Annotated in this window: 13 protein-coding genes, 3 tRNA genes, 1 pseudogene and 1 riboswitch; of the genes and pseudogenes, 14 read left to right on the forward strand and 3 right to left on the reverse strand. The window is 42.1% G+C overall.

Features of this window, described 5'->3' with window-relative positions; genetic code table 11:
* Positions 1–325 precede the first annotated feature (325 nt).
* Positions 326–607: a hypothetical protein gene (locus T515_RS12100; protein WP_036611536.1), complete on the forward strand. Its 282-nt coding sequence runs from the start codon at positions 326–328 to the stop codon at positions 605–607.
* Between the two features lie 176 nt (positions 608–783).
* Positions 784–1,008 carry a hypothetical protein gene (locus tag T515_RS12105; protein WP_036611538.1) on the forward strand — a complete coding sequence of 75 codons (225 nt, stop codon included), beginning with the start codon at positions 784–786 and terminating at the stop codon, positions 1,006–1,008.
* A gap of 186 nt (positions 1,009–1,194) precedes the next feature.
* Here T515_RS12105 and T515_RS12110 read toward each other — a convergent pair whose 3' ends face one another.
* Together T515_RS12110 and T515_RS16775 are read right to left on the reverse strand one after the other, a co-directional pair.
* Entirely contained in the window at positions 1,195–1,623 is a 429-nt protein-coding gene (locus T515_RS12110) for a hypothetical protein (protein ID WP_036611540.1), read from the reverse strand.
* Between the two features lie 129 nt (positions 1,624–1,752).
* Positions 1,753–3,192 carry a sensor domain-containing diguanylate cyclase gene (locus T515_RS16775; RefSeq protein ID WP_051671699.1) on the reverse strand — a complete coding sequence of 480 codons (1,440 nt, stop codon included), beginning with the start codon at positions 3,190–3,192 and terminating at the stop codon, positions 1,753–1,755.
* A gap of 361 nt (positions 3,193–3,553) precedes the next feature.
* Between T515_RS16775 and T515_RS12120 the strand changes: the two genes are divergently transcribed.
* From T515_RS12120 to T515_RS12170, 11 genes and pseudogenes are all read left to right on the forward strand, one after another.
* Entirely contained in the window at positions 3,554–5,134 is a 1,581-nt protein-coding gene (locus tag T515_RS12120; protein WP_197026443.1) for a proline-rich domain-containing protein, read from the forward strand.
* A 184-nt stretch (positions 5,135–5,318) separates the two neighbouring features.
* Positions 5,319–6,263: an efflux RND transporter periplasmic adaptor subunit gene (locus tag T515_RS12125; protein ID WP_036611542.1), complete on the forward strand. Its 945-nt coding sequence runs from the start codon at positions 5,319–5,321 to the stop codon at positions 6,261–6,263.
* Positions 6,264–6,440: 177 nt separating this feature from the next.
* On the forward strand, positions 6,441–7,061 hold the full coding sequence (locus T515_RS12130; protein ID WP_036611544.1) for an HD domain-containing protein: 621 nt from the start codon (positions 6,441–6,443) through the stop codon (positions 7,059–7,061).
* A 477-nt stretch (positions 7,062–7,538) separates the two neighbouring features.
* Positions 7,539–7,653: riboswitch (FMN riboswitch) on the forward strand.
* Positions 7,654–7,860: 207 nt separating this feature from the next.
* The gene (ribD, locus tag T515_RS12135) at positions 7,861–9,153 is read left to right on the forward strand and encodes a bifunctional diaminohydroxyphosphoribosylaminopyrimidine deaminase/5-amino-6-(5-phosphoribosylamino)uracil reductase RibD (RefSeq protein ID WP_155988374.1); all 1,293 of its coding nucleotides are present in this window, start codon (positions 7,861–7,863) and stop codon (positions 9,151–9,153) included.
* Between the two features lie 18 nt (positions 9,154–9,171).
* The gene (locus tag T515_RS12140) at positions 9,172–9,921 is read left to right on the forward strand and encodes a riboflavin synthase (protein WP_036611546.1); all 750 of its coding nucleotides are present in this window, start codon (positions 9,172–9,174) and stop codon (positions 9,919–9,921) included.
* 59 nt (positions 9,922–9,980) lie between these two features.
* On the forward strand, positions 9,981–11,246 hold the full coding sequence (locus tag T515_RS12145; RefSeq protein WP_051671700.1) for a bifunctional 3,4-dihydroxy-2-butanone-4-phosphate synthase/GTP cyclohydrolase II: 1,266 nt from the start codon (positions 9,981–9,983) through the stop codon (positions 11,244–11,246).
* Between the two features lie 240 nt (positions 11,247–11,486).
* Positions 11,487–11,960 carry a 6,7-dimethyl-8-ribityllumazine synthase gene (gene ribH, locus T515_RS12150; RefSeq protein WP_036611549.1) on the forward strand — a complete coding sequence of 158 codons (474 nt, stop codon included), beginning with the start codon at positions 11,487–11,489 and terminating at the stop codon, positions 11,958–11,960.
* Positions 11,961–11,968: 8 nt separating this feature from the next.
* Positions 11,969–12,451, forward strand: a pseudogene (locus tag T515_RS12155) (ATP-binding cassette domain-containing protein); the annotation flags it as partial.
* Between the two features lie 96 nt (positions 12,452–12,547).
* Positions 12,548–12,618: transfer RNA gene (locus T515_RS12160), tRNA-Gly, on the forward strand.
* A gap of 5 nt (positions 12,619–12,623) precedes the next feature.
* Positions 12,624–12,696: transfer RNA gene (locus tag T515_RS12165), tRNA-Phe, on the forward strand.
* Positions 12,697–12,801: 105 nt separating this feature from the next.
* Positions 12,802–12,873, forward strand: a tRNA-Gly gene (locus T515_RS12170).
* Between the two features lie 502 nt (positions 12,874–13,375).
* Here the strand turns inward: T515_RS12170 and T515_RS12175 are convergent.
* Positions 13,376–15,037 (reverse strand): RNA-binding domain-containing protein, encoded by a 1,662-nt coding sequence (locus T515_RS12175; RefSeq protein ID WP_051671701.1) that lies wholly within the window; start codon positions 15,035–15,037, stop codon positions 13,376–13,378.
* A 575-nt stretch (positions 15,038–15,612) separates the two neighbouring features.
* On the opposite strand from T515_RS12175, the gene T515_RS18480 reads away from it, so the two are divergent.
* On the forward strand, positions 15,613–16,539 hold the full coding sequence (locus T515_RS18480; RefSeq protein WP_036611554.1) for an FKBP-type peptidyl-prolyl cis-trans isomerase: 927 nt from the start codon (positions 15,613–15,615) through the stop codon (positions 16,537–16,539).
* Positions 16,540–16,555 lie beyond the last annotated feature (16 nt).

Raw genomic sequence — 16,555 nt, forward strand, 5'->3', positions numbered from 1 at the left:
GATGGATTACTGAGAATAACTTATAAAATGTGGTGTACAGTTTTCAAGAGACGATACCTAATATAGATAAAAGCTTTAGAAGTTCCGATGGTTACATCGGGACTTTTTTGTATTCAAATAATGACATAGAACAGAAAAAGCGGCAGGATATACACCTGTTTTTTGTAATCGCATGTTTGCGCGCAATATAATAGCTATCAATTATATTAAGAAAGTGTTAAATATTGCGGAATAACACCCATTTTTTCCTCAATGTGTTATTCTAGTAAAGAACAAGTCAAAATATGAAAATATGTTCAAATGTTAAAGAGAGGAAGGACAAAATATGAAGAAACTTGGAATTATGATGGCTACAGCTGCTTTTACCATGGCTGCAACATTATCGGCATTTGCATATCACGGGAATAGTCATAATTATGCAGCAAATTATTGTAACGATTACGTTTGTGACGAGACTTCGGAATATGGCGCATATTGTGCAGGAAATTACGAAGCTTGTTACCGGGGTAACGGAAACGGAGCAGGTGCGTATTGTACCACCAGGAATTACAGAGGATGCGCAGGAATCGGTTATTGCAGTAACAGTTCCTACAGAAGCTGCAGATAAAAAGGAAACAGTCGAATGCCTGAATATTAAGGCTCGACTGTTTTTTTATCTATAATGAAGTGTGACAGTACTGTGATAATAGGTGGTATATAGTATCGGAGTAGACAAAAATACAGACATAATTAATGGAAATGCTACGAGATTCTGCCGGTTTTGTAACATAGAGGGGTAAAACTATGAAAGTCAGAGAAATTGAAAATCCGATGAAATTTTTCTCAATTGTGGATATGTGTCAGGGCGATGTTGAACTGGTATCAAGAGTCGGAGACTGTATAAATTTAAAAAGTAAAGTTACACAGATGTATACTCTGGTAAATGTGTTTCGTCATGGATACGTAAGAGAATTGGAGCTCTCCGTAGCCAATCCGTCAGACAGAGAGTTGATTGACAGATCCATGTGAAAATTGACATAAGGTTCTTATGTGATGTCTGGCGCCATATAGCAGAATCCTACGGAATCTGCCACGGGTCATAACACTTAATGTAAAAAAGCTGAGGTTCCGGAATGATGGAATCTCAGCTTTTTATGTGAAATAGGACAGCAGTTAAAAACAGTATATAACTGCACATAACAGTAAATCTGCAGATTACTTTTTGAAGAGTTTATTTAATTTTCCGAGGAAAGAAGAGTGAGCCTTTTCTTCCTCAGCTTCAGCTTCAGCAACTTCTATTTTCAGCTGAGTATCCAGCAACTCTGAAAATAGCGGAGTATCGTTAGGGATACCCTTTGGAAACCTGGAGATAACTTTGGAATAGGCACGATATATAATTCTTGATTCATGTTCTTCAACATAGTCATGCATTACATTGGTTACGTTATGTTCGACGCCATATGAAATGATATTGTAGGCTCTGCAGTAATAAAAAATATCATTGTTTTCCATGGAGATATCTTTGCCCCAGAATACAATTTCGTACATGAAATCAGTAATTTCTTTAATGCTTTTTTCTTTCAGCTTCTCATTTAAATAATCCAGAGCTTTCTTTTTTGAAATATTGTTAATATTACCTGCCATATCATCACCTGCCTTCAAATGTAGTTATAATTATTGTAGTTTAATCATAGATTATATTCAACATCATAGTGTAAGTCTTATCCCACGTGAGCATAAAGCTTGAAGCAGTCCTATATCGACTCCTGACACTCATGTCAGATCAGTAGAGCTTAAACTGTCATGATAGATTTTTTTGTTCTCGTACATGTTCTTATCAGCTTCATAATACATGGCATTAATGGATTTATATGGTGTATTGCCGGACTCTCGGATGGATATGCCATGGGAAACAGACAGTTTGAAAGATGAATTTTCAGAATTATTTTCATGTTCTATTGCTTCGTTAAGTTTTGTGAGTGAAATCTCATACTTTTTATGAACATCACCTGAAAGAATGGAAATAAATTCATCGCCGCCTATTCTGCCTATAAATCCTTCGGTTCCGAAGCTGATCTTTAAACAGTTTGAAAAAACTTTTAATGCTTCATCTCCCATTTGATGGCCGAGGGTGTCATTGATTTCTTTAAACTTATTCAAGTCAAAGCATATCAACATGGTGTTGTCTTCCAACTCATTGAAATAATTAAGCATCTCATGGCACTTCTGTGCATTTCCGAGACCTGTAAGGTCATCTGTGTATGCCATGGACTTTGTCTTAATAGCCCAATACTGATGCCTGAAAATCAGGATAAAAGCAAGAATCATCATAATGATGGACACTGATTGAACCACCAGAATGTTCCAAACGCCGCGCATGATCAGGTCATCCTTCATGATATATATGATTTTCCAGTGACAATAATTCAAGTCGGACATTCCGACGTAATAAACATCATCATGGTACCCCAGATGACTGGAAATAGTTTTGGGGCTGTGAAGTCCTTTAGAAATAAAATCAACTACCACAGGGGAATCAGAGAAAGTGTCCAGTGCATTGTCCTGGGCTATTACTGAGGCTACATCTTCATAGAGGACATATTCACCGTTTTGTGTGATAGCGGCAATTATTCCTGTACTGTACATATTTTTAATTTCCGAATATAGGACATTCAGGTTTAGAGCGCCGCATAAAGCACCAACTTTTTGATCATCCTCATCATATATAGACACACATAAGGTTGCTAATGGGGCATTATTCTTTTGGTCGTAATATGGATCAGAGATATATCTGTAGTTTGAAACAGCGAATTTGAAAATATCTTCGTCATAAAGATCATAGTCAGTACCGCTGTTAATAAAAAAGGGTTCTTTATCATTATTTACTACGAACATATATTCAAATCCCACGGAATCAACCTTTTCGCTCAGATATCCCTGCTGGGTCACTTTATCCATACCGTATACTTCCGGTAGCGAAGCAATATAGTCCAGCACTGCAAATTTAGAATCAAGATTGGACATGATACGCTGTTTCATCATATCGGAGCGCTCGGAAACAAAAGCTTCTCCCCTTACAACCATGGAACTGTAAGTCGCATAACTGAAATATAAAGAAACAGAAAACACTATTAACAGAGCCACTACGGTAGTGGCCCACATGATTTTTTCTTTTAAGCTGAAACCTATATGGTTGATTTTTGCAACTTTCATAATTTATCTGTAAAACCCCAAAAGGCTTTTGAATGGTCAAAGAAAAAACCTAAACAATGAGTGTTCTATACTTATATCGGAGATTTACACAGAAATATAAAACAATATAAGTGTCATAAATCTACACTCATGGATGCGATTTTATGTCAACTTTTTGACTCCCACATCATATTTTCAAATTTAATTACAGTTTTCAGACTCATTTAAGCTATTAGGGCTAATATGACCAATGTCAGAAACAAAAACCGTTTCTAAAAAAACTTAGATATTTGTCATGGTTTCAGTGAAAACCTGACTTGTACAGGCAGCCCAAAGCCTGATGGATCCACAGGGCTGACCTTTAGGAAAGAGAGAATATTATATGAAGAGAAAATTACTATTGGTAATGGCGGCATCAATGCTTGCTGCAAATGTAGCAGCCTGCGGATCAAATAAAACTGCAGAGACTACAGTGGAAGCAACAGAAGGGAAGATTGATGCAGAGACTCCGGCTATGGAGTCAAAGACTGAGTCTGTAAAAGAAACCTATGAGAACAACGAGGATGGCGGACATGCAATCCATGCTGACGGTGAGGATGCAGAATACGAAAACATTGAAGTAAAAAAGACAGGCGATTCAAACAGCGAAGAGGCTGATTTCTATGGCGAGAATGCGGCTGTTTTTGCTGAGAACGGAGCAACACTCACTATAAAGAATGCTGAAATCACAACAGACGGCAGTCATGCCAATGCGGTATTCAGCTACGGAGAGGGTACAACAGTAAACATCTCCGATTCAAAGATCAGAACCACTTCCAATAATTCAGGCGGTCTTATGACAACAGGCGGCGGTACCATGAATGCCGAAAATCTTGATGTCATCACACAGGGAGGTTCATCGGCAGCTATCCGTTCCGACAGAGGCGGTGGAACTGTTAATGTAACAGGAGGTTACTATGAAGCAAACGGTAAGGGATCACCTGCTGTTTACTCAACAGCCGATATCACTGTAAAGGATGCAGAGCTTGTTTCAAATTCAGCTCAGGGCATCGTTGTGGAAGGAAAGAATTCAGTCACATTGGATAATGTTTCTCTTACCGCTAACAATGTCACGAAGAACAGTGATAAATCATCGGTATATCAGGCAGTAATGCTCTACCAGTCAATGTCAGGTGATGCTGATGAAGGAACGGCTTCATTCAGGATGACAGGCGGTTCTTTGATTAATAAGAACGGCGGCATGTTCTATATCAACAACACAAAGGCTGAGATTGAAATCGAGGATGTGGACTTTACATACGCAAGTGATGACTTCCTTCGTATCGAGGCAGCAGGCTGGGGAAGAGAAGGCTCTAACGGCGGCCAGGTTACATTTACAGCCGCAAAGCAGAATTTTGAAGGAAATACTATAGTTGACAGCATTTCAACACTTAATATGTATCTCAATGACGGAACACTCTACTCAGGTTCCATCAATACAGATGGCGTAGCCGGAGCTGTTTATGTAGAAATTTCGGATGATTCCACATGGACACTTACAGGGGATTCATATATCACAAGTCTTACCTGTGATGAGGATGCCATCGATCTTGACGGATTTACGCTTTACGTAAACGGTGAAGCTTATTCCGAGGGAACAGAGTCAAAGGGCACAGCTGTAGAAGCCTACAAGAGTGAAGCTTCGGATGACAGTAAGGGTCAGAGACCTGAGGATGGCCAGGGTGGCCCTCAGCAGGGTGAAGCTCCTTCAGGAAAGCCCGGCGATGGTCAGGCACCGGCAGACGGCCAGGCACCGGCAGGTATGAGTGATGGACAGCAGCCACCTGAGAAGCCGGAAGGTGATGCTCAGGGTAATGGCCAGGGCGGCGCTCCTATGGGTATGCCCGGTGACGGACAGACTCCTCCGGATGGAGCAAACGGACAGCAGCCACCTGAGATGCCTACCGGTGCAGCAGCAAACTAAGCAATATTTAAAATCACACTCTCCTTTGTCGGAAAAAACCGGCAGGGGAGAGTTTTTTTAATTTAATGTTATATTGGCGGATAAACCATACGAATTATATATATGAAAAAGATGTTGGGGTAAGAATGTTTTATTTTAAAGCAGGAATCGTATTTTAAGATTATTGGGGAAAGGATCTTAAGTTATGAAGAAGAGAATACTCATATTCATATTGGTGATTCTTGTGGGATTGACGGCGTTTTATGGGTATCACTATGTCAGGCTGGAAGTATTGGCCCCGGCAGCAGGTGCAGAGACCGGTTCAGATACTAAAAAGCAGGTTGTTTCTGAAATGACATTCAGCGGACGTGTGGAGAGTTCCGAAGCATTCACTGTTGACTCATTGGTCACAGGTAAGGTCTTTCAGGTTTATGCCAATAAGGGAAGAAAGGTACTGAAAGGCGATGCCATATTACTGATAGATAACAGAAAAGAGGTTGAAGAGGCGAAGAGCGTATGGGATGAAACTGTATTTAAAGTGACGGAAGCAAGAGTAAAAGCTTCTTCTGCTGTTTCCGAATTAAACAGGATCACTCCTGCATTTAATACAGGTGAGATGAATGCAGAGGCTTATCAGCAGGTTGTGGATATGGTAAATCTTGCAAACGAAGAACTTAACGAAGCCATACGCATATCCGAGGATGCAAAATCAAAATATGAAACTGCCGCTGACAATGCTTTGGTAAAGGCACCGGCGGATGGCAGAATAGGTGAGATAAAGGTCAGGAAGGAGCAGGAAGTTGCCCCGGGAGATACATTGTTTGAACTGGAGGAAACTTCGGTAAAATATGTTCTGTTCAGAGTAGAGAAGGAGCTTCTTTCTGAAATATTTCCGGGAAAGAAGCTGACTTTCCTGATACGAGATATAAAGATTTACGGAAGCGTAATAGGTATCCGGCAGGATAGTGACGATGAAAATTATTATACGGTTAAGGCTTTCCCTAAGGAGGATGTAAATCTGCCGGAGGGAATGAGTGTAAGTGTAAAGCCGGGAGTGGTCGAAGACGAGTCCATGGAGGCGGAGGATACGGGAGTATCATCGGAGGATCAGAAAGATAAAGAGGACAGTGGGAAGAAGCAGCAGGAATAGCAGGTCTAAAAATTTATTATTTTATTTTTCAAAACGAAAAGTATAAGTTAGACTTATATGTATAATCTGTTATGTATTAATACGGATCGTTCCGATGATGGATCATGATATCCGATTAAGTGATCCTGTTAGTCGGTAGTACTCACATCCTTTGGATTCGTTGAAGGAGGAGAAGCCATGGTGAAGTTCTTTGCCGGAAAAAGATATTATGAAGCGATGAATTTCGCGGCATTTGCGCATAGGAAACAGCTGCGGAAGGGAGTGGATATTCCGTATATCATTCATCCTATTGAGTGTTCAATGATAGTAGCGGCTATAACCGAAGACGAGGATGTTATAATTGCTGCGCTGCTTCATGATGTCATAGAAGATACAGAGTACGGTTACGAGGATATAAAGGAACGTTTCGGATCAAGGGTTGCAGATCTTGTTCAGGGAGAGACTGAGGATAAGAGGCGTGACCAGTCGAAGAAGCATACATGGGCTGTGCGTAAAAAGGAAACCATAGAACAGCTCAGAAAATCCGATAGGGATTCAAAGATTATTTGTCTGGGGGATAAACTTTCCAATATTCGTGCTTCAGTAAGAGACCACGAAGACAACAAAGAATCCTTTTGGGAGAGATTCAATCAAACGGACCCTGACTTTCAGGGATGGTACTATGAAAGCATAAGAGACATACTTTCAGACGAGCTTTCGGATACAGATGCCTGGAAGGAATATGATGAGCTCTGCACTTCACTTTTTGGTAATCTGGATTTGAATGAGATAGAGAAAAGAATGAATCAAAAAACTTAAAGAGCATATATGTGGCAGTTTGTCATACTAGAGGCTCATAGTCTCACGGATATAACGAAACCAATGTGAGACTGACATAAAAAAGCGGACCTCCGGACTAAGTTTCTGATTAGTTCGGGGGTCCTGTTCGTGATTTTTGATAATTTTTTGAGGGTTTGCCGGAGGAGTAGGGTTATCCTCCGGCGGAGTAGTATGAAAAAACTTCGTTTGTCAGATCTGTTTCATCTGACAGGACTCATAATACAGCCGTTAGCTGAAATGGTACTGAAAATAAAGTCTTTTGAAAAAATAATGAATATCATCGTTTCAATGCTTAGCGCTATGCGTTTTGATTGTTCAGTACCATTTCTATACTGATATTAGCAAAGACTCTTAAAATGATTGGAATGGAAAAAATCATTTACTTTTTTTATGAATGGGTATATGATGATTTTCGGAAAAGAAAATTTTTTTATAATAATCATTTAATAATTACATATTGATCTTCGGGGAAAGGTGAAATTCCTTATCGGCGGTATAGCCCGCGAGCCTTATGGCATGATCCGGTTTGATTCCGGGGCCGACAGTAAAGTCTGGATGGAAGAAGATAAGATATACGATTAAAGAACAGTTTTATCTTTTGGTATAGTTATACACCCCCGGAACGTGATGTTTCGGGGTGTTTTTAGCTGCTGAAGAAGATAAAGCAGTTTCTTATCACACTAAGCATAGGCAATAGAAGCTTATGACTTATCTAAAATTCCATGCCGGAATCGGATCATCACAGGAAATCTCCATCGAAGATCGGAGAGGAGTCCATTTGGAAAGTCAGGATTATATGCGTCGGGCCATCGCTCTTGCAAAGAAGGGTGAAGGCTGGTGCCATCCCAATCCTCTGGTTGGAGCAGTTATAGTCAAAGATGGACGCATAATAGGTGAAGGTTACCACGAGAGATACGGGGATCTTCATGCGGAAAGGAATGCTATCCGTAATCTGAAAGAGTCCGCAGAAGGTGCGACTATATATGTGACACTGGAACCCTGTTGTCATCATGGAAAACAGCCTCCCTGTACCGAGGCCATAATTTCTTCCGGTATCAGAAAAGTATTTATCGGTTCAAGAGATCCGAATCCCCTGGTATCAGGTAAAGGAGCAGAATTTCTCCGGCAGCATGGAGTGGAAGTTGTTGAGGATTTTCTTAGGGATGAATGTGATGAACTGAACCCGGTATTTTTTCACTATATCACGACCAAAAGACCATATGTCACCATGAAATATGCCATGACCATGGATGGTAAGATCGCAACAAAAACCGGCAGGTCCAAATGGATAACCGGTGGGGAAGCCAGGGAGAGGGTTCATGTAATGCGTCATGCAGCAATGGGAATCATGGCGGGGATAGGTACGGTTCTTCAAGATGATCCCATGCTTAACTCGAGGATAGAGGGAGGCAAATCTCCTGTACGGATCATATGTGACAGCAGGCTGAGAATTCCTTTGGATTCGCAGATAGTGAGGTCTGCGAAGGAATACAGAACTATAGTTTCATGCGGTATCAGGGAGATACCGGAAGGGGAAATCACAAAGGATATTGTCTCCGGAATTTCAGCAGATTGTTCATCTGACAATAAGACAAATGCGGTGACGCATGGTTATAAAGAGAAAATTCTTTCTCTGTTGGATGCCAAAGTCGAGATTATTAATTTTCCGACAAATAGGAAAGCATATTCGGAAACTGAAAAGATACGGCAAATAGTTCATGAAGGTGTCCCTGTTCAAAGTGAAAATCATTCAGAGAATTCCGGAATATCTGACAAAGTGGATCTAAAAAAGCTTATGGCTTTTCTTGGAGAAAAGGGGCTGGACAGTATTCTTTTAGAAGGCGGAGGAAGCCTGAATGAGAGTGCGTTAAAAGCGGGGATCGTGAATGAAATTGACGTCTTTGTGGCACCGAAGATATTTGGCGGCAATGCTAAATCACCGGTCATGGGTACCGGGGTTACTGATCCTGAGAATGCCTATCAATTCAGCCTGAAAGATATGGAACGGATCGGAGAGGACATACTTCTCAGGTACAGGTTACCTGAGGCGGCTGGAAATCATGATGTTTAGGGAGAAGAGGCATTTCAGATGTTTACAGGAATAGTAGAGGAAAGAGGCAGCATCCGAAAACTGGATATCAGAGGGAGCTCCGGAAGGATAGAGGTTCAGTGCAGGAAGGTGCTGGAGGGAACAGTGATTGGCGACAGCATAGCAGTGAACGGGATATGTCTTACTGTGACGGAGCTTTACGATGACGGATTTTCAGTGGATATAATGGCGGAAACCGTCAGGAGAAGTTCTCTGTCCGCAGCGAAGCAGCAGGACCATGTAAATCTGGAACGGGCCATGGCGGCAAACGGAAGATTCGGTGGACATATAGTATCCGGACATATAGACGGGACCGGAGTTGTGCAGGAAGTTAAAAATGAAGAGAATGCGGTGTGGTTCACCATAAAGGCACCTTCCCGGATTTTGAGATACATAATCGAGAAAGGCTCCATAGCCATAGACGGAATCAGTCTTACGGTGGCATACGTTGACGAAACGGTTTTCAAGGTGTCCATCATTCCGCATACCATGCAGGAGACAACATTGGCATCAAGAAGGCCCGGGGACAGAGTGAATCTTGAAAATGATTCTGTCGGAAAATACGTGGAGAAGCTCCTGGGGCTTGGTTACGGAAGAACAGGAAAAATTGATGCAGAAACCGGCGCAAAGGATTTTTCCGGAGGAATATCAGGGTCCGGGAGAAGTGATGACTCTATAGAGGCCGATGGGAATTATGGTGGTGGCCGGTGCGGAATCACCATGGAATTTCTGGAGAAATACGGGATATGAAAAGTATAGGCTGACGTTATTAATGGGCTGCAAAAAGGGAAAATGGGAGGTAAATATAAATGGAGAAACATTATGCAAGTATCGAAAAGGCGCTGGAGGATTTAAGGAACGGGAAGATCATTCTCTGCTCGGATGATCCAGAGAGGGAAAATGAGTGCGACATGATCTGTGCGGCTGAGTTTGCAACACAGGAGAATATCAATTTCATGGCAAGCTTCGCCAAGGGGCTTATCTGTACACCCATAAGCCAGAAGCATGCCGGACGACTGGGACTTCCCCCGATGGTCATCGAAAATACTGATAATCATGAGACAGCATTTACGGTATCGGTGGACCATGTTGATACCACAACGGGAATCTCGGCAAAGGAGAGAGGCCTCACCATGCGGAGGCTTGCGGCAGGTGACTCAAAGCCCACGGATTTCAGAAGACCGGGACATGTATTTCCGTTGATTGCAAGAAGGGGCGGAGTGCTTACAAGAAACGGACATACTGAGGCGACGGTGGATCTTATGAGGCTTGCGGGGCTTACTGAGTGCGGTGTCTGCTGTGAGATCATGGCGGAAGACGGTACCATGATGCAGAGTGAGGAGCTTTGGGAGCTTGCCGATAAGTATGATCTCAGTTTCATAACCATAAAGGATCTCCAGACTTATATCCGCATCAATGAGAAGCATGTGGTTCAGGAGGCTGTTGCCAAGCTTCCTACAAAATACGGTGATTTCAGGATGTATGGATATATCAATGACATCACCGGAGAGCATCATGTGGCTCTGGTGAAGGGGGATATCGGTGACGGAAAGGATGTGCTTTGCAGAGTTCATTCAGAGTGCCTCACGGGAGATACCTTCGGGTCCCTGCGATGTGACTGCGGACTTCAGCTTGAAAAATCCATGGAGCGGATTGAAAAGGAAGGCCGGGGGATAGTCCTTTACATGCGACAGGAGGGGCGTGGCATCGGTCTTATCAACAAGATAAAAGCCTATGCCCTTCAGGAACAGGGCTACGATACTGTTGAGGCCAATGTCAAGCTCGGTTTTGCACCGGACCTCCGGGAGTACTGGGTAGGGGCACAGATTCTGAAGGATCTTGGGGTTAAGTCCCTGAGGCTTCTCACCAACAATCCGGATAAGGTATATTCACTGTCGGATTTCGGTCTGACCATCAGTGAACGCGTACCTATCGAGATACCGGCTCAGATTTATGACAGAAGATATTTAAGAACTAAGATGACTAAGATGGGACATATTTTCAAGGCCATAGATCTTGAGGGAGATGATGGGATCGAGGATAAGGGAACTCAGGCAGATTCTACCTGCGCGTGAGAGCGCTATGCAAGGAAGGATTCGATGTCGGATTTTGACACTCATATCATAATATGAGACTGAGATTATGAAAGACTAAAGGTGTCTATGCATAGGATTTGGTGATAAAGAAGTATATTCAGAAGTATTGCGGAAATAAAAAGGTTATTAATGTACCCAAACTGTTAATTGCGTAATAGTTGAATATCTGTAGTGGTACTTTTAAATAATAAAAGAGTAATCAGAAAGGAAGAAAATAAAATGAATGAGATCAATGTTTTAGAGGGAAAGCTTGTAGCAAAGGAAGGCATGAAGGTTGGAATCGTGGCAGCGAGATTCAATGAGATTATCGTAAATAAGCTTCTTGGGGGAGCTGTGGACGGTCTGGTACGTCACGGGGTAGAAAGCGACAATATCACAGCTGCCTGGGTGCCGGGAGCCTTTGAAATACCCGCAGTTGTAAAGAAGATGGCAAAAAGCGGCAAGTATGATGCTGTCATCGCTCTCGGAGCTGTTATCAGAGGACAGACCAGCCACTATGATTATGTATGCAATGAGGTATCAAAGGGTGTTGCACAGGTGTCACTGGAGACAGGGCTTCCTGTTATGTTCGGAATCCTCACAACCGACAACATCGAGCAGGCTATCTCAAGAGCCGGAAGCAAGGCCGGAAACAAAGGCTATGACTGTGCGGTGGGAGCCATCGAGATGGTCAATGTGATGGAGCAGATCTAAAAAGTATGCTTTTTGATGATACGGTAATGGAAAACATTCGCCTTGGAAAGCACGGTGCATCGGATGAAGAGGTTCTGAACGCGGCCCGGGCGGCGAACTGTGATGAGTTCGTGAAAAAGCTTCCGGAGGGCTATAACACCAGGATAGGAGAAAACGGCACGAAGCTTTCGGGAGGTGAGAGGCAGAGGATATCCATCGCCAGAGCCCTTCTTAAAAATGCGCCCATCGTCCTTTTGGATGAGGCAACAGCTTCGCTTGATGTGGAAAATGAAACAAAGGTCCAGAGTGCGTTGTCGAGGCTTCTGAGAAATAAAACAGTGCTTGTTATAGCTCACAGAATGAGAACTGTGGAGAAGGCTGACAAGGTGGTGGTTCTTAAGAATGGACGTGTGGCAGAGGAAGGAAATCCTGTGACGCTGAAGCAGGATTCCAACAGTATCTTCGGCCGGATGCTGGAACTTCAGACTCAGGGAGCTGCGTGGAGCATCTGAGAATTTTAAAAAAAATAATATTTTTTGTTGACAAAGGCTTTTCAGTTGTGTATTATAACACTCGCGTCACCGATAAGTGGTTCGCGAAAAGCCTTCGCGGGTGTAGTTCAATGGTAGAATGTCAGCCTTCCAAGCTGAACATGTGGGTTCGATTCCCATCACCCGCTCTGTTGCCCAGATAGCTCAGTTGGTAGAGCAGAGGACTGAAAATCCTCGTGTCACTGGTTCGATTCCGGTTCTGGGCACTCAAGATACTGAATCTCAGCGATAACATTCACACTGGTTTTCATTATCTTTTGTATAATGTTTTCGTTCTTCACAGAAATGAAAGTTGAACGAACATTAATAGCGCGCGAGTAGTAGAGTGGTACTACGTCTCCTTGCCAAGGAGAAGATCGCGGGTTCGATCCCCGTCTCGCGCTTCTCAAGAGCCTCAGGAGTGACCTGAGGCTCTTTTCGCGTTCAACGAGGATCGAACCTACGGTTCGTCTCGCCTGCCGTCTCGGTCGGCGCTAAGCACATGCCAAAGGGCATGTAGCGCCCCCGTCTCGCGCTCGAATAAAGAAAAGGCGGAAATCCTAGAGAAACCTTGAAATTTCTAGAGATTTCCGCCTTTTTTGTGTCCTAAAGCGGTCAAAAATAAACCGCTTACAGTCATATTTCGGTCACAAAATTGCCCAGTAAATTGCCCGGTGAAAATATCACCGGGCTTTCATATTACTAGAACATTGTTTTGAGTTTTCTGCGAATGCTGTTTGAGATTCGCTCTCCTGTTTCTTCTTGGTATACATGCCAAAATAAACATTACCGAGTGAAAATCGAGTTTTTATCGAGTGGCACTCGATACTATTTACATAGTAAAACGCTAGCATTTATGCGGCCTACTATAGGCTAAACGTTTATTATCGAGTGAAAATCGAGTTTTTATCGAGTGGCACTCGATTTTATGTACTTTGCAGAGCGAGCTGCTCCGGTCAGTCTTATTAAAGCTTCGTTTCTCATCTTATCAAGAGTTCCTCTTGCCTGCTGTTTACTAAATCCACACAATTCACGAGTCTTTTCATTGGTGATAGAGCCGTTGGCCTCAATGTATTCAAGTATCATTTCTTTTGCTTTGATATATTGTATTGACTTATCTTTTGTGTATTCGATAGAAGATTTCATGGCTTCGTACATTCTAGCGGTGAGCATATACTCTTTTCCAGATACTTCGATAAGGCCATCTTTTATAAGGCTATTGCAGCTTTTCTGGGCTTGATCGCGAGTACTTTGAACTAATTCTGTAGCAGATTTTAAAGAGATCCTGCGATTGTCCGTCAAATATCTCAGTATCATCAATTCTGATAAAGACAGGTTTCTTTGAAGATCATTTTGCTCTTTGGCAATGAATTTAACAAATTCCACATCATCAATAGCACTGTAAATTGTCAGCGAAACGGCGTCATTATACGATCTGTATTCAGGATAAGGTTTTCCAGAAGAAACCATTTCACGGAAAATAATATCGACACCTTGCCCGGTTCTTTGAACATATTTAAGACGTTGCAATGTTTCGGCAATTAATTTGTTTCTTGGGACAGAAGGATGTGTAATGATGTTAGATGTACTTATACCTTCGGGGAAACCACCAGGATTTTCTATTACAATCTTATCCGGATAATGTTTTACGTATATAGCTGATGTATTTTGATAATCCCTGTGGGATAGTGCGTTTAGTAGTGCTTCCTGGAATACTTTTTCAGAGAAATCAACTATTTCTAATCTAAATAATCCTACTTGTACATTTACTATCCTGTTGGAATTTTGGATTCTTTCAGACAGCCTATCTATAACAGAAATAATGGGGGCTTTCATATCAAGTCTTGCATCATATTCTTCCAGATTGTCTATTGAATAATGAAGATATATAACTTCGGCTTGAGGAAGCAGCCTTATAAGTGATTGCTCTTTTCCCACAAATAGCAAACCTGCTATAGTGAGCTTTGGTGTACCTGCTTCATATTTAATCAGGCCAAGATCTTTTAGGAAAGCCATATCATCCAGATTTGGTAAAGTGGACTCAGAATCTCTGACTCGTAGCTTTTCTTTAAGACTATAAACCTCCATTATATTAACATCATCGATAGTACTTTCTGTTATTATGCGCCCTGAAAAATCTGGGTTCTGTGTTGTTGAGTATTTATTGCTCATTTCTTCCGGATAGTAGGGCTTTGAATTCTTGCCAAGTCGCTTCAAGCATTTTCCGCTCGTGGTGGCATAGGTGATTCCATCATGTTGAACATGAATAGCTAATACATCACCTTTAGTATGTTTTATGACTTCTATTTCTGTAAAAAGTGGAGGGCGTGTCTTATCATAAATGGCTTCAATGAGATTTTGGCAATCATATTTTGTGCATCCGGTTATAGTTCCATCATCTTCGACACCAAAATATACCGTGCCGCCATTTGCATTCGCAAATGCCATCAATTCATCCACTGCAAGGCTGATGCGCTCCTTCATCGTAGATGTATTTATCCATGATTTGAATTCAACAGTTTGAGATTCACCATTGGTTATTATGTTTTCAAATTCTTTTAACGTCAAAACATCAGCTCCTTTCTATAGTTTAACTATGTAATCATCCAGTTGCTTATGGCGAGCCGGAAGCTCTTTTTATTACCTGATATGTAAGATGGAGAAACGTCAAAAATTTTTTGCATATTTGACTATAATTTCATAAGGGACAGCTTTGATTCTATCCTTTTTCTCATATCTTTGAGCTGTGGATAAGGGTGTGTTATTTCTTATTGAATTATTATAGCATGATAAACAACTTAAAAGGATAATTAGGCAGTAACAGGTGAGTTCAATAATAGTTCTATGGATTTCTGGAGAATCATAGGGTATGGGAATTCCGCATTAATATTTTACTTTCAAAAAAATAATATATACCTTATACTTTATAATCTATATGCTTGATTGAAAAAGATCATGTATGAGACTTTTGATTGATGCATGAGTGGGTGGCGGCAACTTGTGTTTATATAGCCAAATAATTCGGAATATATAAGTCAGATATTATGGGTAAATACAGTTTGAGGGATTAGCCATTCAGATATGCGGCTGTATGTCAGATAGAGCGGCAAAAATACAACGTTATGGATAGTAGGAGAACAGAAATGAAGATAGCAGTAACATATGAGAATGGTCAGGTATTCCAGCATTTCGGAAAAACAAAGGAGTTCAAGCTCTACACAGTAGAGAATGGAAAGGTTGTTTCAAGCGAGATTCTTGGATCAGGTACAGCGGGTCATGAAGCTCTTGCAGGTGTTCTTAAGGACGCAGAGGTTGAGACTCTGATCTGCGGAGGTCTGGGCGGCGGTGCACAGGCAGCCCTTGCAGAGATGGGTATCGAGGTTATTTCAGGAGCATCGGGAAATACAGATGATGTTGTTGAAAAGTTCCTTGCGGGTGACCTGGTGTCACAGGGGGTTAATTGCGACCATCATGACCACCACCATGAAGAGCATCATGAGGAAGGCGGATGCAGTGGCTGTGGACACCATGGTGAAGAAGAAAGCTGCGGTGGTTGCGGAGATGATTGTGAAGAGGGATGTGGCGGCTGCGGAGGCGGTTGCGGCGGCTGCGGAAGCCATGAAATGCGAGTTATTTATGAGGGTAAGAATGCAGGTAAGTCCGTAAGCGTTCACTACACAGGAACTCTCGATGACGGAAGCAAGTTTGATTCATCATATGACCGAAATGAGCCATTGTCTTTTATTGCAGGTGTCGGAATGATGATTCCGGGATTTGACCGTATCGTTGTTGATATGGAAGTCGGAGAGAGCAAGAGCATCCATATAGAGCCGGCAGATGCATATGGAGAATACAATGAAAAGAGAGTTCTTGTTTCTAAGATCTCAGATATTCCCGGTGCTGAAAATCTTGAAATCGGACAGAATGTCATGCTCATGAATGATATGGGAATGCGTTTTCCTGTTACCGTAACCGAAAAGACAGAGGATTCAGTTACCTTTGACGGAAACCACAGACTTGCGGGTAAGGCACTGAATTTCGACATTACCCTTCTGGAAGTGGCAGAATAAGAAGAAAGAACGAATG

Source organism: Oribacterium sp. P6A1, from assembly GCF_000702885.1.
Classification (GTDB): Bacteria; Bacillota; Clostridia; order Lachnospirales; family Lachnospiraceae; genus Oribacterium.